The organism is Streptomyces sp. NPDC006283, assembly GCF_040613325.1.
Taxonomy (GTDB): domain Bacteria; phylum Actinomycetota; class Actinomycetes; order Streptomycetales; family Streptomycetaceae; genus Streptomyces.
On record NZ_JBEXRZ010000133.1, the window covers coordinates 1 to 20147 of the forward strand.

Below are 20147 nucleotides of genomic sequence, written 5' to 3' on the forward strand. Positions count from 1 at the left end.
ACGAGCATCTACGCGTGCAGGCCCTCAACGTGGAGCTGCCCCCCGTATCGCTTCCGCGTCCGGTGATCCATTTTGGGCCCGGGCGGGCGCTGGGTAGACTGTGCAAGTTGCTCGGCGAGGGAGGCCGTGTCCTGTGGGACGCGGCGGTCCGTTATCGACGCGCTCTTCGTAGCAGGCCTGTCGTGGCCGGGTGACCGCCACCAGCTTTCTGCTCAATACGAGGAGTGCACATGTCCGAGGTGAAGCTCACCGCAGAGCTCCGTTCCGAGTTCGGCAAGGGCGCCGCCCGCCGCGTCCGCCGTGAGAACAAGGTTCCCGGCGTTCTCTACGGCCACGGCACCGACCCGGTCCACGTCACGCTGCCGGGCCACGAGCTGCTGCTCGCCCTGCGCACCCCGAACGTCCTGATCTCCCTGGACCTCGGTGGCAAGAACGAGCTGGCCATCCCGAAGGCCGTGCAGCGCGACCCGCTGAAGGGCTTCCTGGAGCACGTCGACCTGCTGCTCGTGAAGCGCGGCGAGAAGGTCAGCGTCGACATCCCGGTCCAGACCGAGGGTGACCTGGCGCCGGGCGCCTTCCTGGTCGAGCACGTGCTGAACGCCCTGCCGGTCGAGGCCGAAGCCACCCACATCCCCGAGTCCGTCTCGGTCTCCATCGAGGGCCTGTCCGCCGGCGACTCGGTCCTGGCCAAGGACATCACCCTGCCCAAGGGCACCACGCTGACGGTCGAGGACGACACCGTCGTCCTCCAGGTCCTGGCCGCGCAGGCCGAGGAGCCGGCGGGCGAGGGCGCCGAGGGCGAGGGTGAAGAGGCCGCCGAGGCCTGAGCCGTAAGCTCTGCTTGAGCTTGACGACTTACGACGGGGTGGCGGGCTGCGGCCCGCCACCCCGTCCCCCTGTTCACGGCCGTCCTCACGAGGAGACGCACCGCAGATGTCCGACACGAACGCGCCCTGGCTGATCGTGGGCCTCGGCAACCCCGGACCCGGGTACGCGGCGAACCGTCACAATGTCGGTTTCATGGTGGCCGACCTGCTGGCGGACCGCATCGGCGGCTCCTTCAAGCGCGCCCAGAAGACGCAGGCGCAGGTGCTGGAGGGCAGGATCGGGGCTCCGGGTCCCTCGAACCGGCGGGTGGTGATCGCCAAGCCGATGTCGTACATGAACCTGTCCGGCGGTCCGGTGACGGCGCTGCGGGACTTCTACAAGGTGCCGACGGAGAACATCGTCGCCGTCCACGACGAGTTGGACATCGACTACGGCACCCTGCGGCTCAAGCTCGGGGGCGGGGACAACGGGCACAACGGCCTGAAGTCCATGACGAAGGCCATGGGTTGCGACTACCACCGGGTGCGCTTCGGCATCGGCCGCCCGCCCGGCCGTATGCAGGTCGCGGACTTCGTGCTGAAGGACTTCTCCTCGGCGGAACGCAAGGAACTGGACTATTTCGTGGACCGCGCGGCGGACGCGGTGGAGTGCCTGGTGATCGACGGCCTCGAGCGGGCGCAGGGCACGTACAACTCGTAGCAGGTGCGCGGTTCCGCAGCGCCGACGTGGCACTTGCGGCCCAACGCCCGCCCTGAGACCACGAGTCGGCCACCGTCGCGTTGCACGGCGATCGTCGCGCTGCTCGCCGGCCGGTGAGCGGAGCGAAGGCTGCCGAAGCGCGGTCCCCGACGGCCGAGGTTGACCTGGCGTAGCCCCATGGCCAAGGATCGCGCCCCATGAAGAAGCGGAACTCCTCCGGCCGGATGTTGGTCCACGCACGTAACGCGGCGACGGCGCTCGTCGCCCTGTTGCTGCTGCTCGCCGGATTCTGGTCCTCCTGGGGCACCGCACAGCACATCCTGCTGTCCAAGGGCCGCGAGCACGGCACCCTCACCGTCGCCCGTTGCGACGAGAACGTGTGCACAGGTCCGTACGCCCCGACGGCGCCGGCACGGGACCGCGCCGACGTGACGATCGAGAAGACGGTCGCCGTACGGAAGGGCCAGACGCTGGCCGTCGTCCTCAAGCCGGGCACGGCCGAGGCCGTACGCACCGGGCCCGCGGGCGGTCTGCACGCCTGGCTGCCGCTGGGCGGGGCGCTGCTGCTGGCGGCCCTGGTGATCGGCGGCGGCCTGCGGCTGACGCGGCTCGCGTGGGGCACGGCGTTCGTGGGCGGAGCGTTGCTGACGGCGTCCTTCCTGGCACTGTGAGACGGTCGCCCGCGCTGCGCGGGTGTCGGGGTCGCGAAGGCCGGCGAGCCCGAAATCCCCCGAGCGGAATGATGCATTCACCTGATCGTTATCAGGACTATCCGGACCACCGCGGACTCTTGGTGCGGATGAGGCGCGCACTGTCTTGACCGGCCCGTGCGTTCACAGGACGCTGAGCCGCCCCCCACGGCATCTCCCCTCTCACACGATGGACTGCCCATGCGCACCCGCACCTTTTCCGGCGCCCTGGTGGCCGCCGCAGCGCTCTCGCTGACGGCCGCCCCCACCGCGTCGGCCACCCCGCCGGGCGACAACGGCACCGTGAAGATTCACGATGCGACGACCGGTGAAGAACTCCGCAAGAACGAGCCGAAGGTGTGCTCGTTCTACCTCGACGCCTTCAACTTCGACGCCGGTCAGCAGGTGGACTGGCACATCGAGGCCTGGGCGAACAACGACGTCGACAAGGGAGTGGCGGTCAAGTCCGGTTCGCTCACCCTCGACGCCGAAGGCCATGAGCGCACCGAGGACATGACCCTGCCCGACGGGCAGTACAAGCTGTTCTGGAACTTCGACGGCGAGAACGGCCGTGCCAAGCACAAGGTCTTCAAGACCGACTGCGAGGACGAGCAGCCGGCGCCGTCCGACAAGCCGTCCGCCACGCCCGGGGCGCCCGGCGAGCAGACCGGCACGCCGACCGCCCCGGCACAGGACGGGTCCTCGAGCCCGGCCGCCTCCGAGCCCGCCGCCCAGAGCCCCGCGCCGTCCGGCGGCGCCTCCGGCGACCTGGCGGAGACCGGCAACGGCGCGCCGCTCGGCGTGCTCGGGGCGGCCGCCGCGGCCCTGGTCGCCGTAGGCGGCTATCTGCTGACCCGGCGCCGCACGGCACGGCGTCACTGAAACGACGGTGCCCCCACCGGAGTCCGGTGGGGGCACCCTCATGTCGTCGTGTCAGCCGGTGTTGCGCAGACCGGCCGCGACGCCGTTGACGGTCAGCAGCAGGGCGCGGGCCAGCAGCGGGTCCGCCTCCTCGCCGCGCTCGGCCGCGTCGCGCTGGCGCTTGAGGAGCGCGACCTGGAGGTAGGAGATGGGGTCCAGGTAGGCGTCACGGATGGAGAACGTCTGCTGGAGCACCGGGTTGGAGCCGAGCAGTTCGTCGTTGCCGGTCACCTTCAGCACCTCGCTGACGGTGAGCGCGTGCTCCGCCTCGATGGAGTCGAAGACATGCCCCAGGTGGTCGGGCACCAGCGTGTCGACGTAGTGGCGGGCGATCCGCAGATCCGTCTTCGCCAGGGTCATCTCGACGTTGGCGATGAAGTTGCGGAAGAAGTGCCACTGCTCGTGCATCTCCTCGAGGACGGTGTCGAGACCGGCCTCGCGCAGCGCCTTGAGGCCGGAGCCGACACCGAACCAGCCGGGCACGATCTGCCGCGACTGCGTCCAGCCGAACACCCACGGGATGGCCCGCAGACCGTCCAGGCCCGCGCCCGAGTCGGGGCGGCGCGAGGGCCGTGAGCCGAGGTGCAGCTCGGCGAGCTGGTCGACGGGGGTGGCGGCGAAGAAGTACGCGGGCAGGTCCGGGTCCTCGACGAGCCTGCGGTACGCGGCGTGCGCGGCGTCGGAGACGGTGTCCATGGCCGCGTCCCAGCGCGCGAGCGCCTCGTCGGACTGGCGGGGCGCGGTGTGCAGGGCGGAGGCCTGGAGCGTGGCGGCGACCGTCAGCTCGAGGTTCTCCCTGGCGAGGGAAGGGATCAGGTACTTGTCGGAGATGACCTCGCCCTGCTCGGTCACCTTGATCTCGCCCTCCAGGGTGCCCCAGGGCTGGGCGAGGATCGCGTCGTGGGAGGGGCCGCCGCCGCGGCCGACGGTGCCGCCACGGCCGTGGAAGAGCCGCAGCCGTACGCCGTGGCGGTGCGCGACGTCGCGCAGCCTGCGCTGGGCGCGGTGGATCTCCCACTGGGAGGTGGTGATGCCGCCGAACTTCGAGGAGTCCGAATAGCCGAGCATGACCTCCTGGACGTCGCCGCGCAGCGAGACGAGGCGGCGGTAGGAGGGGTCGGCGAGCATGCCCTCGAGGATGACGTCGGCGGCCTTGAGCTCGTCGGTGGTCTCCAGCAGCGGCACGATGCCGATCTTGGCCCAGCCGGCGTGCAGATCGATCAGTCCGGCCTCGCGGGCGAGGACGGCGGCGGCGAAGACGTCGTCGGCGCCCTGGCACATCGAGATGATGTACGACTCGATGACCTCGGGCCCGAACCGTTCGAAGGCTTCCTTCACGGTGTGGAAGACGCCGAGGGTCTTCTGGCCCGCGGCGTCCAGCGGAGCCGGGGTCGGGGCGAGGGGCCGGCGGGAGCGCAGTTCCTTGGCGAGGAGCTTCTGCCGGTAGTCGCGCGGCATGTCCGCGTACCTCCAGGACTCCTCGCCGAGCCGGTCGAAGAGCTGCCCGAGGGCGTGGTGGTGCGCGTCGGCGTGCTCGCGTACGTCCATGGTGGCGAGTTGGAGGCCGAAGGCGGACAGGGTGCGGATGACCCGGTCCATCCGGCCGTCGGCGAAGAGCCCGCCACGGTGCGCGCGCAGCGAGGTCTGGACGAGGGTGAGGTCCGCGATCAGCTCGGCGGTGCCGAGGTAGTCGCGGCCTTCCTCGTGCGGGGTGCCCTTCGCGAGGCGCTCGCGAGTGTTGACGAGCTTCTGGCGGATGCAGGTCGCCTTGAGCCGGTAGGGCTCCTCCGCGTTGAGCCGCTTGTAGCGGGGGCTGATCTCGGGCAGCCGCTCGAGGTCGGTCTGCAGGGAGGCGAGCAGCTCGTCGGTGGCCCCGGCGTAGCGGATGGAGTTCGACAGCAGCCCGCGGAGGTAGTCGATGACCTCGATGGCGTCGGTGATCCCGTGCTCGTGCTGGAGGATCAGGACGTCCCAGGTGACGGCGGGGGTGACGTTCGGGTTGCCGTCGCGGTCGCCGCCGATCCAGGTGCCGAAGGTGAGCGGCCGGGTGCCCGGGGGCAGTTCGACGCCGACGCGTTCCAGTTCGGCGGCGAGGTCCTCGAGGACGTCGCCCACGGCTCCGGCGTGCAGCTCGTCGAGGTAGTAGATCGCGTTGCGGGCCTCGTCGGCGGGCTCGGGGCGGACGACCCGCAACTCGTCGGTCTGCCAGATGAGGTCGATGTGTTCGGCGAGCCGCAGGTCGTGACGGCGCCGGTCGGCCTGGTTGACCGGGCTCTCCAGCAGCTCGGCGATGCGGCGGAGCTTGTTGAGCACCGAGCGCCGGGCGGCCTCGGTCGGGTGAGCGGTGAAGACGGGCCGTACGTTCAGGTTCTTCACGGTCTCGCGCAGGTGCTGCGGGTCCGCGTCCTTCAGGCGGTCGGCGGTGCGGGAGAGCAGACCGCCCTCCGCGGCGCGCTTCTCGCGCATTTCGTGGCCTCGGTGCACCTGCTCGGTGACGTTGGCGAGGTGGAAGTAGGTGGAGAAGGCGCGTACCAGCTTGGCAGCGGTCTCCAGGTCGGTGTCGCCGAGCAGCTCGGCGGCGGCCTCACCGTCGGTGCGTGTCAGGGCTCGGACCCGCTCGACGAGGTCGAGGAGCTCCGGGCCCTCCTGGCGGACGAGGGTCTCGCCCAGAAGATCGCCCAGTCGGCGGATGTCGGCACGCAGTTCTGCACTGGCGGTGGGGGTCTGGTCGGCACTGCTCACAGGTGCGGCTCCTTGCAGTGTTTGAGCACGTCTGGAGGGGTACTGGAGGCTTGCGGACCGCGCTGTCCGACGTCACCCAGGATAGGTGTCCGTTTCCGAGGCGTTGTCCGCAGGTCTCTTGCCGCGCCGCCTGGCACTGCCATACTTACGTCGCCGTAGGTTACGGCACCGTAGCCAGGCATCCGTCCCCTCTCCCCACCCCCAGGGAACCCTCATGACCACAAGTCCCGACCTGCTGGACGATGTCCCCAAATCAGCCGAGTCCGAGCTGCCCTCCGCCACCCGCGGCGGCGACAGCAAGCGGTCGATCGAGCAGATCACACTGCTGCTCTTCATCACGGTGCCGTTCCTGGCCCTGCTGGCCGCCGTGCCGCTGGCCTGGGGCTGGGGAGTGAGCTGGCTGGATCTGGGGCTGCTGGTGGCCATGTACTACATCGGCTGCCACGGCATCACGATCGGCTTCCACCGCTACTTCACCCATGGTTCCTTCAAGGCGAAGCGGCCGCTGCGCATCGCACTGGCGATCATGGGGTCGCTCGCGGTCGAGGGCCCTCTCGTGCGCTGGGTCGCCGACCACCGCAAGCACCACAAGTTCTCCGACGCGGAGGGCGACCCGCACTCGCCGTGGCGGTTCGGCGAGACCGTGCCGGCGCTGATGAAGGGGCTGTGGTGGGCCCACATCGGCTGGATGTTCGACGAGGAGCAGACCCCGCAGCACAAGTACGCACCGGATCTGATCAAGGACCCGGCCCTTCGCCGGATCTCCCGGGACTTCATCTACTGGACGATCCTGTCGCTGGCGATCCCCCCGCTGGTCGGCGGTCTGGTGACGATGTCGTGGTGGGGCGCGTTCACCGCCTTCTTCTGGGGTTCCCTGGTCCGCGTGGCGCTGCTGCACCATGTGACCTGGTCGATCAACTCCATCTGCCACGCGGTCGGCAAGCGTCCGTTCAAGTCGCGTGACCGCTCGGGGAACGTGTGGTGGCTGGCGGTGCTGTCGTGCGGCGAGTCCTGGCACAACCTGCACCACGCCGACCCGACGAGCGCCCGGCACGGTGTGCTGCGCGGGCAGCTCGACTCCAGTGCCCGGCTGATCCGCTGGTTCGAGCAGCTGGGATGGGCCTACGACGTGCGATGGCCGCAGAAGTCCCGCATCGAGGCCCGCCGTGCCGAAGCCGCTTCCGGGTCCGGTGACGAAACCCGCCGCAAGGGCGACCCCGTAAACGCGGCATGATTGACGTCGTGGCCAGTGACGGAAGTATCGGCAGCTCGGACAAGACCAGGGCGTCGGGCGGCAGGCGCGCCCGACGCGTGCGCATGACCGGCGCCGAGCGCCGGGAGCAGTTGTTGGACATCGGTCGCGCCCTCTTCGCGGAGAAGGGCTTCGAGGGCACCTCCGTGGAGGAGATCGCGGCCAAGGCGGGTGTCTCGAAGCCGGTGGTGTACGAGCACTTCGGAGGCAAGGAGGGGCTGTACGCCGTCGTCGTGGACCGTGAGATGCGCCAGCTGCTCGACATGGTGACGGGGGCACTGACCGCGGGGCATCCGCGTGAGCTGCTGGAGCAGGCGGCCTTCGCGCTGCTGGACTACATCGAGGCGTACACGGACGGATTCCGCATCCTGGTGCGCGACTCGCCGGTGGCCCAGTCGACGGGCACGTTCGCCTCCCTGATCAGCGACATCGCCACGCAGGTCGAGGACATCCTCGGGATGGAGTTCAAGAACCGCGGCTTCGACCCCAAACTCGCCCCGCTGTACGCGCAGGCGCTGGTCGGCATGGTGGCTCTGACGGGCCAGTGGTGGCTCGAGACGCGCCGCCCCAAGAAGGCGGAGGTCGCGGCCCATCTGGTGAATCTGGCCTGGCACGGGCTCGACCGCCTGGAGCAGAAGCCTCGGCTCATAGGACACCGCAAGAACTGAGTGCGATTCCCGTACATCCATCGCCCCCTCCTGATGGTCTAGGTCTGTGCTTTCCCTCGTTCTCCTTACGAGGTTGAACTCACAACTTTTCCCCAGGGGGGGCTTTGACTTCAGTGGATTCCGGTCGTCCTGCGGTCGCTCGTCGCAGACGGCGTGTCGTGACCTGCACCGCTCTGGCCGTGTCGGCGGGCATGCTGATCGCGGCCGTGCCGGCTCAGGCGGACGACGTCCCGGCGCCGCACGCACCCGTCAAGCGCGCCGTTCCGAGCGTGGAGGACCTGCAGAAGCCGTCGCTTCCGCATCTCCGCTCGGGCGACAAGCGTGCCGCCGAGCAGGCGGACCCGTCCTTCGGCGCGGCGATCGCCGTCGCCCGTCCGCGCAGCGACGTCGACGGCGACGGGGCCAGCGACCTGCTGCACCGCGCCTGGGACGGTCAGTACTACCTCTCTCCGACCAACAGCCCGGAGACCTACGCGTACCCGCTCGGGACCAGCACCGAGACGTACAAGGACGCGTTCTCCATCGCCGGTCTGGACACGGCGAACCCGGACCGCCCGACGCACTTCACGCTCTCCGAGACCGGCAGGCTCTCGTCGTACAGCAGCGGCGAGTTCGGCGCGGAGCTGGTGTGGTCCGGCACCGGCTGGCAGCAGTTCAACAAGGTGTTCTCGCCCGGCGACCTGACCGGCGACGGCGTGGGCGACGTGCTCGCCCGCACCCCCGCCGGCGACCTGTACCTCTACCGCAGCAAGGGCGGCACGGCCGCCGAGCCGTTCGCGGCCAAGGTGAAGGTCGGCTCGGGCTGGGGGCAGTTCGACCAGCTCGCCGGCGTCAACGACGTGAACGGCGACGCGATCGCGGACCTGTTCGCCCGTAACACCGCCGGCGTCCTGTACTTCTACTCCGGCACCGGCGAGCCGAGCCGGCCCTTCAAGTCCCGGGTCGAGGTCGGCAGCGGCTGGGGCCAGTACAATCAGCTCTTCAGCTGGGACGACCTGAGCGGCGACGGCCTCGGCGACCTGGTCGCCCGCAGCACCTCCGGCGTCCTGTACCTGTACGAGTCCACCGGCACGGGCGCCTTCAAGCCGAGGGAGCAGGGCGGTTCGGGCTGGAACTACGTCTCCCAGTTCAACGGCGCCGGCAACATCCCGGCGTGGGGCAAGAGCGAGGTACTCGGCGTCGACAAGAGCGGCGTCATGTACGGCTACGGCGTGCAGAACAACGGCACGCTCAGCCCGCGGTCGCGGATCAACGACGGCTGGGGCTCCGCCAAGCTGGCGCTGACCTCCTCCTTCGACGACGACGGCTTCGCCGACCTCCTCGAGGTCTTCGAGGGCACGCTGTTCAACTACAACGACTTCACCGGCGACGGCATCATCGGCACCGGCTGGGGCGTCTACAACACCCTGGTCGGCCCGGGCGACCTGTCCGGCGACGGCAAGGGCGACCTGCTCGCCCGGGACAGCGCCGGCGTGCTGTGGCTGTACCGCGGCAACGGCAACGGCTCGGCGTTCGCCACCCGGCAGAAGGTCGGCACCGGATGGGGCCAGTTCAGCGCCCTCACCGGCGCCGGTGACATCGACGGCGACGGCCGCTCCGACATCCTCGCCCGCGCCAAGGACGGCAACCTGTACCTGTACGCGGGTACCGGCGTCGCCTCCGCGCCCTTCAAGGCGAAGAAGCTGATCGGCAGCGGCTGGAACCAGTACAACAAGTTCGTGTCCCCGGGCGACCTCAACGGCGACGGCCGCGGCGACCTGCTCGTCCGCAACGGCGACGGTGTGCTGTACCGCTACGACGCCAACGGCAAGGGCGGGTTCAACTCCAAGGTCAAGATCGGCACGGGCTGGAACACCTACAACGGCCTGTACTGATCGCCGCGTTCGGCCTGACCGGTTGCGGCCGGGCTGAGCGGTCACGAGTGACGAAGGGCGTCCCGCGCGCGGTGAGAACCGCGTACGGGGCGCCCTACCCCTCTTCAGGACAGCTTGCGCGCGACGGCGAAGATCCGGCGGAACGGGAACACCGTGCCGTGGGGACCGGGCGGGTACGCCTTGCGGAGCAGGTCCCGGTACTGCCCGAGGAACTCGGCCTGCGCGTCCGGGTCGGCGGCGAGCTCCGTGAGCACGGGCCGCAGCGCGGTGCCCTTCACCCAGTCCAGTACCGGGTCCTCGCCCCCCAGCAGCTGGAAGTACGTGGTCTCCCAGGCGTCGGCGTCGCAGCCGAGGTCGGCGAGCCGGGTGAGGTAGTCGGCCGGCTCGAGGATGTGGACGTAGCGCCGGCCGTGGTCACCGAGGCGGTCCCGCCACTGCGGGGTGTCGCAGAGCTCGCCGAGGATGGCGTGGCTGGGCGCGGTGAAGTTGCCGGGGACCTGGAAGGCGAACGTTCCTCCGGGGGCGAGGCCGTCGATCCAGCCGGCGAAGGACTCGGGGTGGTTCGGCACCCACTGCAGGGCGGCATTCGAGACGATCAGGTCGTACGGCTCCTCCGGGGCCCAGTGCGCCGCGTCCGCGGGCCGGAAGTCCAGCCAGCCGCCGCCCGCCGTGGTGCCCGCGTGGTCCTTCTCGGCCTGGGCGAGCATCTCGGGCGAGAGATCAAAACCGGTGATGTGGGCGTCGGGCCAGCGGTCGGCGAGCAGCACGGTCACATTGCCGGGTCCGCAGCCGAGATCGGCGATGCGGGCGGGACGCCGACCCGACGGCAGAGTGGGTATTCGGACGAGCATGTCCAGAAAAGGACGGGTGCGGTGCCCGGCGTGGCGCAGGTACTGCTGTGGGTCCCATGTGGGTGCGGAATGCATGTTCGAGTCCCCCTCGCAGGAACGGAGTGCCGAAACGGAACAGGGTTCCGGCCCGACCATGCCCAATAGTCAAGCAGAATATATCTTGACGTCAAGAGACTTCACGTCGACAGACCCTCTACACTGATCGACATGGAGGACGAGGTCGATCGACTGGTCGCAGCATGGCGCCGAGAGCGCCCGGACCTCGACGTGGAACCGCTCGAGGTGCTCAGCCGCGTCTCCAGGCTCGCCCGCCATCTCGACCGCGCCCGGCGCCTCGCTTTCGCCGAGCATCAGCTCGAGCCGTGGGAGTTCGACGTGCTCACCTCGCTGCGCCGGGCGGGCGCGCCGTATCAGCTCTCCCCCGGCCAGCTGCTCACCCAGACCCTCGTCACCTCGGGCACGATGACCAACCGCATCGACCGGCTCGCCAAGAAGAACCTGGTCGAGCGGCTGCCCGACCCCAGCGACCGACGCGGTGTGCTGGTGCGGCTGACCCCGGAAGGACGCGACCGGGCCGACCAGGCGCTGGCCGGGCTGCTCGCCCAGGAACGCGCGATCCTCTCCCAGCTGTCCCGCGCCCAGCGCGCGGAACTGGCCGGGCTGCTACGCCAGTTGACCGCCCCGTTCGACAACGTCCCCGGCTAGCTCACCCAGGTCGGCCGGCCCCACACCCGCCCGTCGGGCCAGCGCCACCGCGGCGAGGGTGGAGTGGACGCCCAGCTTGCCCAGCACGTTCTGCATATGCGTCCGGACGGTGTGCGGGGACAGGAAGAGGCGCTCGGCGACGGCTTTGCGCCCCAGGCCCGCGACCATGCAGCGCAGTACCTCCTGCTCGCGCGGGGTCAGCGACTCCACCAGCCGCTCGCTGTCCGTGCGGTGCTTGCGTGCCGCGGTCATCTCCCGCAGCACACCGGTGAGAAGTGCCGGCGCCAGATGGGTCTCGTCGCGCAGCACGCCGCGGATCACCGCGAGCAGCCGCTGCAGCGAGCAGTCCTTGGCGACCCAGCCCGAGGCGCCGGCCTGGAGGGCCAGTGCGGCCCGGCGGACGTCGTCCTTCTGGGCGAGCACGACGGAGCGCACGGCCGGCTGGTGCGAACGCACGCCCGCCACCAGGGAGATCCCGTCCACCAGACCCTCCTCGCCGCCCTCGTGCACGGCACGGGCGACCGCCATGCCCCTGGGCGGGGGAACGGCGGAGGCGACACCCAGATCCGCGTCGACGAGCATCACGTCGAACCTGCGGCCCTCGGCCGCGGCCCGCTCCAGACAGCGCAGCGCGGCGGGGCCGCTGCCGGCAGCGGCCACTTCGACGTCGGGCTCGGCGGCGAGGGCCGCGGCGAGCGACTCGGCGAAGATTCGGTGGTCGTCCACCACCAGGACCCGGATACGAACCACAGACACCCCCAGTGTCGGAGGAGGAACCGGCACGGGTACGGCGCCCGAGGGACGGTGGTGCAGCTCATCGCCCGGCCGCCGCCGTGCTGTGACTGATACCCCCGCCCCGGGTGCCGTACCCGGCTGTTTCGCCCCCTGATCAACACCGGCCCCCACCGGTGCTGTGCTTCAGAGTACGGACGACGGGCGGTGGCGGAAGGTGATTTGCAGAACTGATCGCCGTCGCCGTTCAGGGTGTGACGCGTGTTCCGGATGGAGACGGAAGTCGACAGCAAAAGTCGTACGAGCCACCCCGTGGGGCCGCGCTCAGGACAGCCGCCTCGCGCCCGCGGACGGCGTCGCCGTGAAGACGCGCGGCTGCTCGAACGAGGACGCCTCGAAGGCTTCCAGGACCGACTTCGTCACCGTCGGCGCCGCCGAGGTCTCCGTCAGCACGATCGCGGAGCCGCCGAAACCGCCGCCCGTCATCCGCGCCCCGAGCGCACCCCCCGCCAGCGCCGTGTCCACGACCAGGTCCAGCTCCCGGCACGAGATCTTGAAGTCGTCGCGCAGAGAGGCGTGCCCCTCGGTGAGCACCGGGCCGATCGCGCGGACCTCGCCCGCCTCCAGGTGGGCGATGACCCGCTCCACCCGGTGGTTCTCGGAGACGATGTGCCGGACCAGCGCACGGACCTCGTGGTCGTCGATGCGGCCGAGGGCCTGCTCGAGCCCGTCGTAGGGGACGTCCCGCAGTGCGTCCACCCCGAGCGCCGCGGCGCCCGCCTCGCAGCCGGCACGTCGCTTGCCGTACTCACCGTCGCTGTGGGTGTGCTTGACGCGTGTGTCGACGACGAGGAGTTCGAGGCCGTGTGCCGCCAGGTCGAGGGGGACCTGGCGCTGGGAGAGGTCCCGGGTGTCCAGGTGCAGGGCGTGGCCCTCGGTGCAGCAGGCGGAGGCCGTCTGGTCCATGATCCCGGTCGGGGCGCCCACGTAGACGTTCTCCGCGCGCTGGCACAGACGGGCCATGCGCCACCGCTCCAGGCCCAGTTCGTACAGGTCGTTCAGCGCGAGGGCGGTGGCGACCTCGATCGCGGCGGACGAGGACAGCCCCGCGCCGGTGGGCACGGTCGACTCGAAGTGGATGTCGGCACCGCCGACCGCGTGGCCGGCGTCGCGGAGCGCCCAGACGACGCCTGCCGGATAGTCGGTCCAGCCGCCGGGGCGACTGGGCGCGAGGTCGTCGACACGCAGTTCGACCGCGCCGCCGGCGACGTCCGCGGAGGTGAGCCGCAGCACCCCGTCGTCGCGCCGGGAGACGGTCGCCACCGTGATGTGCGGCAGCGCGAAGGGCATCACGAAGCCGTCGTTGTAGTCGGTGTGTTCACCGATCAGATTCACCCTGCCGGGTGCCGCCCACACACCTTCGCCCGTGCGGCTCATGACGCGTTCTCCCTCCTGCGGGCGAATGCCCAGGCGTCCGACACGATGCCGGCCAGGTCCGCGCGGCTCGGCTTCCAGCCCAGGCGCTCCTGCGCGGCTGCCGCGGAGGCGACCAGGACGGCGGGGTCGCCGCCCCGGCGCTCTGCGACGACCTCGGGTACCGGGTGGCCGGTGACCTTGCGCGCGGTCTCGATGACCTCGCGCACGGAGAAGCCGTTGCCGTTTCCGAGGTTGCAGATCAGGTGCTCGCCCGTGGTGGCGGCGTCGAGGGCGAGGAGGTGGGCTTCCGCCAGGTCCGCGACATGGATGTAGTCGCGGATGCAGGTGCCGTCCGGCGTGGGGTAGTCGTCGCCGAACACGGAAATGGACTCGCGCCTGCCGAGGGCCACTTGGAGGACCAGCGGGATGAGGTGCGACTCGGGGTCGTGCCGCTCGCCGGACTCGCCGTAGGCGCCGGCCACGTTGAAGTAGCGCAGGGACACCGCCGCGAGCCCGTGGGCCGCCGCCTCACCCGTGATCATGTGGTCCACGGCGAGCTTCGAGGCACCGTAGGGGCTGGTGGGGGCGGTCGGGTCGGACTCGGTGATGGGGGTGGAGACCGGCTCGCCGTAGGTGGCGGCCGTGGAGGAGAAGACGAGCCTTCGCACACCGGCAAGGCGCATGGCGGAGAGCAGCTCCATCGTGCCGCCGACGTTGTTCGCCCAGTACTTCTCCGGCTTGGCGACCGATTCGCCGACCTGTGAGAAGGCCGCGAAGTGGAGCACCCCGTCGAAGGTGGCGTCGAGCCACCGGGCGGCGTCCTGGATGCGCCCCTCGATGAACTCGGCGCCCGCGGGCACCGCCTCCGGGAAGCCTGTGGAGAGGTCGTCGAGCACGGTCACCCGGTGACCGGCCTCCAGGAGATGCTGGGCGACCACGCTGCCGACATATCCCGCACCGCCTGTGACCAGGTACTTCTTACTCACTTAGCTCGCTACCTCTCGCAGTCGCATCGCCGCGGCCTCCGGCGGCACATCGTTGATGAACACGCTCATACCGGATTCTGAACCGGCGAGGAACTTCAGCTTGCCGGACGTGCGGCGGATGGTGAAAAGCTCGAGATGCAGGCCGAAGTCGTCCCTGCCCTCGCCCCTGAACGGCGCCTGGTGCCAGGCGGCGATGTAGGGCGTGGGCGGTTCACCGTCGCCGAAGATCCGGTCGAAGCGCCTCAAGAGTTCCAGATAAACCTGTGGAAACTCGTGACGCGCCTCGTCGTCGAGCGTCCGCAGGTCCGGCACTCGCCGCTTCGGGTGGAGGTGCACCTCGTAGGGCCAGTGCGCCGCGTACGGTACGAAGGCGATCCAGTACTCGCCCTCCAGCACCACCCGTACGGCGGCCGCACGTTCGCGCTCCACGACGTCGTCGAAGAGGTTCCGGCCGGTCGAAGCGCGGTGGTCGGCGAGCGAACGGAGCATCAGGTCGGTGCGCGGCGTCACGAAGGGGTAGGCGTAGATCTGCCCGTGCGGATGGCCGAGCGTGACGCCGATCTCCGCGCCCCGGTTCTCGAAGCAGAAGACCTGCTCGACACCGGGCAGCTCGGCGAGTTCCGCGGTGCGGTCCGTCCATGCCTCGAGGACCAGGCCGGCCTGGTCCTCGGTGAGGTCGGCGAAGGAGGCGTCGTGGTCGGAGGTGAAGCAGACGACCTCGCAGCGCCCGAAGTCACCCGCGAGGGAGGGGAAGCGGTTCTCGAAAACGACGACGTCGTAGTCGGGGGCCGGGATCTCGCTGAGGCGGCCGTCACGCGAGGGGCAGAGCGGGCATTCGTCGGCGGGCGGATGGTAGGTGCGGCCCTGACGGTGCGAGGCGATGGCGACCCAGTCGCCGAGCAGCGGGTCGCGGCGGATCTCCGAGGTGGTGGAGACGGCATCGAGCGGCCGGTGGTCGACCGCGTCGCGTACGGCGTCGTCCCGCGCGTCGTAGTAGAGCAGCTCACGACCGTCGGCCAGCCGGGTCGATGTCTTCTTCACGCGCGGCTCCCTGCACCCCATCCAACAGAACTGAACACAACAAACCATGAGCCAACAGGGGCCGTCAATGGGCGACAGGGACCGGCCTCCCCGGTCATACCGGAGCAAACAGAACGAGACACCTCTCCGAGCATCACAATCAAACAAAGAACATCAACAGAAGTGTTCAGTTTCTGAACATCTGCGCGTAGGTTCCGGTCTGATCAGTTCGCGCGACGAAGCGAGTACTCATGCAACATCTGGCCGAAGGGCTCCGGCTCCCCACCAACGGGCTCGATTACGCAATCCTGGCGATCTACTTCGCCGTCGTGCTGGGCATAGGTTTCGCCGCCCGGGCCAGCGTGAAGACCAGCCTCGACTTCTTCCTGTCCGGCCGCTCGCTGCCCGCCTGGGTGACCGGTCTCGCCTTCGTCGCCGCCAACCTCGGCGCGACAGAGATCCTCGGCATGGCCGCCACGGGCGCGCAGTACGGCGTCGCGGTCGTCCACTGGTACTGGATCGGCGCCATCCCCGCCATGGTCTTCCTGGGCCTCGTGATGATGCCCTTCTACTACGGCTCCAAGGTCCGCTCGGTCCCCGAGTTCCTGCTCCAGCGGTTCGACAGGTCGGCACATCTGCTGAGCTCGGTGCTGTTCGCGTTCGCCGCGATCCTGATCGCCGGCGTCAACCTGTACGCCCTGTCGATCGTCGTCGAGGCACTGCTCGGCTGGCCGCAGTGGCTGTCGATCGTCGTCGCCGGATTCTTCGTCCTCGCGTACATCACCATCGGCGGCCTGTCCTCGGCGATCTACAACGAGGTCCTGCAGTTCTTCGTCATCCTCGCCGCGCTCATCCCGCTCACCATCCTCGGCCTGAAGCGCGTCGGCGGCTGGGACGCACTGACCGGGTCGCTCGAACAGAGCCACGGCGAGAACTTCCTCACCGCCTGGGGCGGCACCGGCATCGGCGACCCGAACCCGCTCGGGGCCAACTGGCTGACGATCATCCTCGGCCTCGGCTTCGTCCTCTCCTTCGGCTACTGGACGACCAACTTCGCCGAGGTGCAGCGCGCCCTGTCCGCGAAGAACCTCTCCGCCGCCAAGCGCACCCCGCTGATCGCCGCCTACCCGAAGATGCTCATCGTCTTCCTGGTGATGATCCCCGGCCTCGTCGCCGCCGTCCTCGTACCGAAGATCGGCACCCCCGGCTCCGACCTCACCTACAACGACGCCATCCCGCTGTTGATGCAGGAACTGCTGCCCAACGGCGTCCTCGGCATCGCGGTGACGGGTCTGCTCGCCGCCTTCATGGCCGGCATGGCGGCCAACGTCTCGTCCTTCAACACCGTCTTCACGTACGACATCTGGGCGCGCTACGTGAAGAAGGGCCGCGACGACCGGTACTACCTGCGCTTCGGCCGGCTGATCACGGCGATCGGCGTGCTGTGCTCCATCGGCACCGCGTTCCTCGCCTCCAGCTTCAGCAACATCATGGGCTACCTGCAGACCCTGTTCTCCTTCTTCAACGTGCCGATGTTCGTGGTCTTCATCATCGGCATGTTCTGGAAGCGGGCCTCCATGAAGTCCGGCGTCTGGGGTCTGCTCGCCGGCACCACGGCCGCGATGGTCAACTACTTCGTCGTCTACAAGCAGGGCGTCATCGACATCCCGAGCGAGCAGGGCGCCAACTTCGTCTCCGCGATCGTCGGCTTCGTCGCCGGCGCGGTGGTGATGGTCGTCGTCACCCTGTTCACCGCGCCCAAGCCCGAGGCCGAGCTCGCCGGGCTGGTGTACGGCACGACCTCCCCGGGCATGGAGGAGGCGCCCTCCGAGGGCGACGACGCCTGGTACCGCAAGCCCGCACTCCTGGGCTGGGGCGCGATCGTCCTCGCCGCCGCCTGTTACATCCCCTACTCCTTCTGATCCGATCGGAGGCACCGAACCATGTCCGAACTGCACCGCGAAGTCTCCGAGCTGGAGCGCAGGTCCGCGACCGCCGCACGTCTTTTCGACATCCGGCGCATCATTGGCGGCCTGTTCACGCTCTACGGCGTCATCGTCACCGTCGCGGGCCTGTTCGCGTCCGACGCGGACCTGAAGAAGGCGGAGGGCGTCAACATCAACCTGTGGACCGGCCTCGGCATGTTCGTCCTCGGCGTGTTCTTCCTCGTCTGGCTCAAGCTGCGCCCCACCGCGCCGCCGACGCCCGACGAGTAGCTTCGGCCCTACTCCTGCACGGTGCCGGGCGGCGACACGGTCGCCGCCCGGTCCAGCAGCCCGGTCCGCGCGGCCAGCGCCGCCGCCTCCAACCGGGAGCCCACACCCAGTTTCATGAGCACCCGCTGCACATGCGTACGGGCCGTGCTCGGCGCGATGCCCATGCCGACCGCGATCAGCCGGGTGTCCTCGCCCTCCGCGACCCGCACCAGCACCTCGACCTCGCGCGGGGTCAGCAGATGCAGCAGCCGCTGGCCCTCGTCGTCGGGCTGCGAGGCCGGGTTGAGCAGCTCGGCGAACGCGCCCCGCAGCAGTTGCGGCGCCACGACCGCCTCCCCCGCCCGCGCCTTCACCAGCGCGCGCTCGACACCCTCGATGCGTTCGTCGTGGCGCACATAGCCGGAGGCGCCGGCGGCGAACGCCGCCGCTATCCCCCGGGGACTGGGCACGGGCCCCAGCACCACCACCGCCACCTGAGGCCGCTCCCGCTTGATCCGCACGATCGGGTCGAACGCGCCGGGCTCCGCCGGGGCCGCCGTGCCCAGCAGGCACACCTCGGGAGACCGGGCGATGACCAGCTCGGCGGCACCGGCGGCGGGCGCGGCCGCCGCGAGCACCCGGTGGCCGCGCAGCTTCAAGGCAGAGGCCAGCGCCTCGGCGAGCAGTCTGTGGTCGTCCACGACCATGAGCCGTACGCCCATCGGGCAACCCCCTCCCGCGCCGGAGCCGGCCCCCCGGCCCTCCCCGCTACCCCGTTGGTCCCGGAAAGCTACACGCTTGTTCGACATCGCGCGCCCCTAACAGGGCAGAAGCCGCCCGTAATGCCGAATTCCTCGGCAATCGGGGCCACTTGCACGCAGAGGCACGTGCGTCGCACCGGATCCGCCGTGCAGGGCCCGCGGGGGCCCGGTGCACAGAACCGCGGCCCGGTCCGTCGCCTGTTGCGATGGACCGGGCCGCGGTTCTGCGTGCGGTACGGCGGGCGATCAGCCCTTCGGGCCGAAGGAGATGGCCATGTACTTCGTCGAGCTCGCGCTGTCGGAGCCGGGCTCGCTCAGGGTGTCGTCCGCGATGAACAGACGGCCGCCCGCGAAGTGGTACTCGGAGCCGGTCTCCACGAAGCTCGTCTCGGCGTCCCGCACCGTCTTGTCCGAGGGGTTCTCCAGCAGCACGGTCTCCTCGAAGGTGGTGCCGTTGATGCTCACGACCTGGCCGCCCTTGTCGTACGGAGGCCACTTGTAGGCGATGACGTTGCCGCCGTCCATGCGCAGCGGCAGCGAGTGGTAGCCGTTGCCGGCGTCCGCACGCCCGCTGACGGCCTTGCCGGTCGCGAGGTCGAAGGCGACGATCTCGTTGGTACGCGAGTACGACTCCCCCGTGCCCTCGTGCTCCTCCGTCGGCAGGTAGAGCCGGTTGTTGCCGACGACCACGAACTGGCAGCCCTCCACACCGTCGCTGGCGGAGCACCTCGCCAGGTACTTGTCGCCCGGAATGGCGATCTTGGTGAGCAGCTTGCCGGTCTTGGCGTCGATGGAGAAGAAGTCCGAGATGCCGAACATTCCCGAGTCACCGACGTCGGCGGCGACGACCAGCGGGTTCGAGGAGACGATCCGCGCGTCCTCGACGCCTTCAGGCATCTTGAACGTGGAGAGCGGAGTGCCCTTCTCGGGGTCGAGCGGCTGGATGGTCACCGACGGGTTGTCGTACGAACCGCACCGGCGCACCGCGACCAGCGCCTCGCCACCTCCGTAGCCGATGTCGCGGCACTCGTTGGCGTCGACGGTGGGCTTCCACCGGACGGCCCCGCTGGTCAGGTCGAAGGCGGCGCTGCCGCTGAGGTATCCGGCGGCCACGGTGTTGCCGCTGAGGGTGACCTGGTCGAAGCGGGCCTTCTCGTCACCCGAGGAGTCGCCGGTGACGGACTTGCTCCACAGCAGCTTGCCGGTGGTGAGCTCGATGACGCCGACCTCGGTGCACGGCGGGTAGCCCTTGTCGCCCTTGGCCCGCTTCTTGGCCTCGAAGACGATCGCCGTCTTGTTGTCGTCGGTCACGTGACGCGAGGCGGCACAGACCTGGCCCGGCAGCGGCAGGGTCCACAGGACGGAACCCTTCGCCACGTCGTGCGCGACGATCGAGTTGACGCTCGTCTTGACGAAGGCCTTGTCCGTGACCCAGGAGCCCGGCACTCCGGTCACGTCGAGGCGTGCCGGCAGCGGCAGCTGGAAGGCGACCTGGGAGGCGGTGTCGGCCGGGGCCTTCTCCTTGCCCGGGCCGTCGGGCGCGGCCTTGGGCGAGTCGCCCTTGCCGCCCTTGTCCCCGCCGTTGCCGTCCGAACTGCCCTGGGCCTGGTCGCTCTTGCCACCGTCCTCGCTGGAGGAGTACCAGAAGCCGCCGCCGATGATCAGCGCGATGGCGACACACGCCGCGATGACGATCTGCAGCTGAGTCCTGTTCTGCTGCTGGCCGTCCTTGACCTGACCGCGGCCCAGGTAGTCCGAGGGCTTCACGCCGCCGATCCCGTAGGCGTCGCGGGTCGCGTCGATGTTCT

18 protein-coding genes are annotated in these 20147 nt (G+C 69.8%); 10 read left to right on the forward strand and 8 right to left on the reverse strand.

All coding sequences use genetic code 11. From position 1 onward, the window contains the following. Positions 1-230: 230 nt before the first annotated feature. The 4 genes from ABZ070_RS24335 to ABZ070_RS24350 all read left to right on the forward strand — a co-directional run bounded on the left by ABZ070_RS24335 (position 231) and on the right by ABZ070_RS24350 (position 3098). Positions 231-827 (forward strand): 50S ribosomal protein L25/general stress protein Ctc, encoded by a 597-nt coding sequence (locus ABZ070_RS24335; protein ID WP_356637249.1) that lies wholly within the window; start codon positions 231-233, stop codon positions 825-827. Between the two features lie 106 nt (positions 828-933). Then, the gene (gene pth / locus ABZ070_RS24340) at positions 934-1527 is read left to right on the forward strand and encodes an aminoacyl-tRNA hydrolase (protein ID WP_356637251.1); all 594 of its coding nucleotides are present in this window, start codon (positions 934-936) and stop codon (positions 1525-1527) included. A 197-nt stretch (positions 1528-1724) separates the two neighbouring features. Then, complete coding sequence (locus ABZ070_RS24345) at positions 1725-2198, forward strand: hypothetical protein (RefSeq protein ID WP_356637253.1); 474 nt, start codon at positions 1725-1727, stop codon at positions 2196-2198. 219 nt (positions 2199-2417) lie between these two features. Beyond that, positions 2418-3098, forward strand: coding sequence for a hypothetical protein (locus ABZ070_RS24350; RefSeq protein ID WP_356637255.1), 681 nt, complete (start codon positions 2418-2420; stop codon positions 3096-3098). A 51-nt stretch (positions 3099-3149) separates the two neighbouring features. Here ABZ070_RS24350 and ppc read toward each other — a convergent pair whose 3' ends face one another. Then, entirely contained in the window at positions 3150-5879 is a 2730-nt protein-coding gene (ppc, locus tag ABZ070_RS24355; RefSeq protein ID WP_356637257.1) for a phosphoenolpyruvate carboxylase, read from the reverse strand. Between the two features lie 214 nt (positions 5880-6093). Between ppc and ABZ070_RS24360 the strand changes: the two genes are divergently transcribed. From ABZ070_RS24360 to ABZ070_RS24370, 3 genes are all read left to right on the forward strand, one after another. Continuing rightward, positions 6094-7113, forward strand: coding sequence for a fatty acid desaturase (locus ABZ070_RS24360; protein ID WP_356637259.1), 1020 nt, complete (start codon positions 6094-6096; stop codon positions 7111-7113). Beyond that, a complete protein-coding gene (locus tag ABZ070_RS24365) occupies positions 7110-7799 on the forward strand; it encodes a TetR/AcrR family transcriptional regulator (protein ID WP_356637261.1) in 690 nt (229 codons plus the stop codon). Before ABZ070_RS24360 ends, ABZ070_RS24365 begins: the two co-directional genes overlap by 4 nt. Before the next feature lie 158 nt (positions 7800-7957). Continuing rightward, on the forward strand, positions 7958-9673 hold the full coding sequence (locus tag ABZ070_RS24370; RefSeq protein ID WP_356637263.1) for a VCBS repeat-containing protein: 1716 nt from the start codon (positions 7958-7960) through the stop codon (positions 9671-9673). A gap of 104 nt (positions 9674-9777) precedes the next feature. Here ABZ070_RS24370 and ABZ070_RS24375 read toward each other — a convergent pair whose 3' ends face one another. Next, a complete protein-coding gene (locus tag ABZ070_RS24375) occupies positions 9778-10599 on the reverse strand; it encodes a trans-aconitate 2-methyltransferase (protein ID WP_356637265.1) in 822 nt (273 codons plus the stop codon). Positions 10600-10731: 132 nt separating this feature from the next. On the opposite strand from ABZ070_RS24375, the gene ABZ070_RS24380 reads away from it, so the two are divergent. Beyond that, positions 10732-11229: a MarR family transcriptional regulator gene (locus ABZ070_RS24380; protein WP_356637267.1), complete on the forward strand. Its 498-nt coding sequence runs from the start codon at positions 10732-10734 to the stop codon at positions 11227-11229. Here ABZ070_RS24380 and ABZ070_RS24385 read toward each other — a convergent pair. From ABZ070_RS24385 to galT, 4 genes are all read right to left on the reverse strand, one after another. After that, the gene (locus ABZ070_RS24385; protein ID WP_356637281.1) at positions 11188-11979 is read right to left on the reverse strand and encodes a response regulator transcription factor; all 792 of its coding nucleotides are present in this window, start codon (positions 11977-11979) and stop codon (positions 11188-11190) included. The genes ABZ070_RS24380 and ABZ070_RS24385 overlap by 42 nt on opposite strands. Positions 11980-12285: 306 nt before the next feature. After that, complete coding sequence (galK, locus tag ABZ070_RS24390) at positions 12286-13398, reverse strand: galactokinase (RefSeq protein ID WP_356637269.1); 1113 nt, start codon at positions 13396-13398, stop codon at positions 12286-12288. After that, positions 13395-14363, reverse strand: a complete 969-nt coding sequence (gene galE, locus ABZ070_RS24395) for a UDP-glucose 4-epimerase GalE (RefSeq protein ID WP_356637271.1) — start codon at positions 14361-14363, stop codon at positions 13395-13397. The genes galK and galE overlap by 4 nt, the downstream gene beginning before the upstream one ends. Continuing rightward, positions 14364-15404: a galactose-1-phosphate uridylyltransferase gene (gene galT / locus ABZ070_RS24400; RefSeq protein WP_356637273.1), complete on the reverse strand. Its 1041-nt coding sequence runs from the start codon at positions 15402-15404 to the stop codon at positions 14364-14366. Between the two features lie 230 nt (positions 15405-15634). On the opposite strand from galT, the gene ABZ070_RS24405 reads away from it, so the two are divergent. Together ABZ070_RS24405 and ABZ070_RS24410 are read left to right on the forward strand one after the other, a co-directional pair. Then, positions 15635-17305, forward strand: a complete 1671-nt coding sequence (locus ABZ070_RS24405; RefSeq protein ID WP_356637275.1) for a sodium:solute symporter family protein — start codon at positions 15635-15637, stop codon at positions 17303-17305. 21 nt (positions 17306-17326) lie between these two features. Then, positions 17327-17599 carry a hypothetical protein gene (locus tag ABZ070_RS24410; RefSeq protein WP_356637277.1) on the forward strand — a complete coding sequence of 91 codons (273 nt, stop codon included), beginning with the start codon at positions 17327-17329 and terminating at the stop codon, positions 17597-17599. An 8-nt stretch (positions 17600-17607) separates the two neighbouring features. Here the strand turns inward: ABZ070_RS24410 and ABZ070_RS24415 are convergent, their stop codons facing one another. Next, positions 17608-18300 carry a LuxR C-terminal-related transcriptional regulator gene (locus ABZ070_RS24415; protein WP_356637279.1) on the reverse strand — a complete coding sequence of 231 codons (693 nt, stop codon included), beginning with the start codon at positions 18298-18300 and terminating at the stop codon, positions 17608-17610. Positions 18301-18585: 285 nt separating this feature from the next. Continuing rightward, positions 18586-20142 (reverse strand): PQQ-binding-like beta-propeller repeat protein, encoded by a 1557-nt coding sequence (locus ABZ070_RS24420; RefSeq protein WP_356637283.1) that lies wholly within the window; start codon positions 20140-20142, stop codon positions 18586-18588. Positions 20143-20147 lie beyond the last annotated feature (5 nt).

Coding starts and splice junctions, on each gene's coding strand:
- ABZ070_RS24335 (WP_356637249.1), top strand. CDS start 231: ATGTCCGAGGTGAAGCTCACCGCAGAGCTCCGTTCCGAGTTCGGCAAG.
- pth (WP_356637251.1), top strand. CDS start 934: ATGTCCGACACGAACGCGCCCTGGCTGATCGTGGGCCTCGGCAACCCC.
- ABZ070_RS24345 (WP_356637253.1), top strand. CDS start 1,725: ATGAAGAAGCGGAACTCCTCCGGCCGGATGTTGGTCCACGCACGTAAC.
- ABZ070_RS24350 (WP_356637255.1), top strand. CDS start 2,418: ATGCGCACCCGCACCTTTTCCGGCGCCCTGGTGGCCGCCGCAGCGCTC.
- ABZ070_RS24360 (WP_356637259.1), top strand. CDS start 6,094: ATGACCACAAGTCCCGACCTGCTGGACGATGTCCCCAAATCAGCCGAG.
- ABZ070_RS24365 (WP_356637261.1), top strand. CDS start 7,110: ATGATTGACGTCGTGGCCAGTGACGGAAGTATCGGCAGCTCGGACAAG.
- ABZ070_RS24375 (WP_356637265.1), bottom strand. CDS start 10,599: ATGCATTCCGCACCCACATGGGACCCACAGCAGTACCTGCGCCACGCC.
- ABZ070_RS24380 (WP_356637267.1), top strand. CDS start 10,732: ATGGAGGACGAGGTCGATCGACTGGTCGCAGCATGGCGCCGAGAGCGC.
- galK (WP_356637269.1), bottom strand. CDS start 13,398: ATGAGCCGCACGGGCGAAGGTGTGTGGGCGGCACCCGGCAGGGTGAAT.
- ABZ070_RS24405 (WP_356637275.1), top strand. CDS start 15,635: ATGCAACATCTGGCCGAAGGGCTCCGGCTCCCCACCAACGGGCTCGAT.
- ABZ070_RS24410 (WP_356637277.1), top strand. CDS start 17,327: ATGTCCGAACTGCACCGCGAAGTCTCCGAGCTGGAGCGCAGGTCCGCG.
- ABZ070_RS24415 (WP_356637279.1), bottom strand. CDS start 18,300: ATGGGCGTACGGCTCATGGTCGTGGACGACCACAGACTGCTCGCCGAG.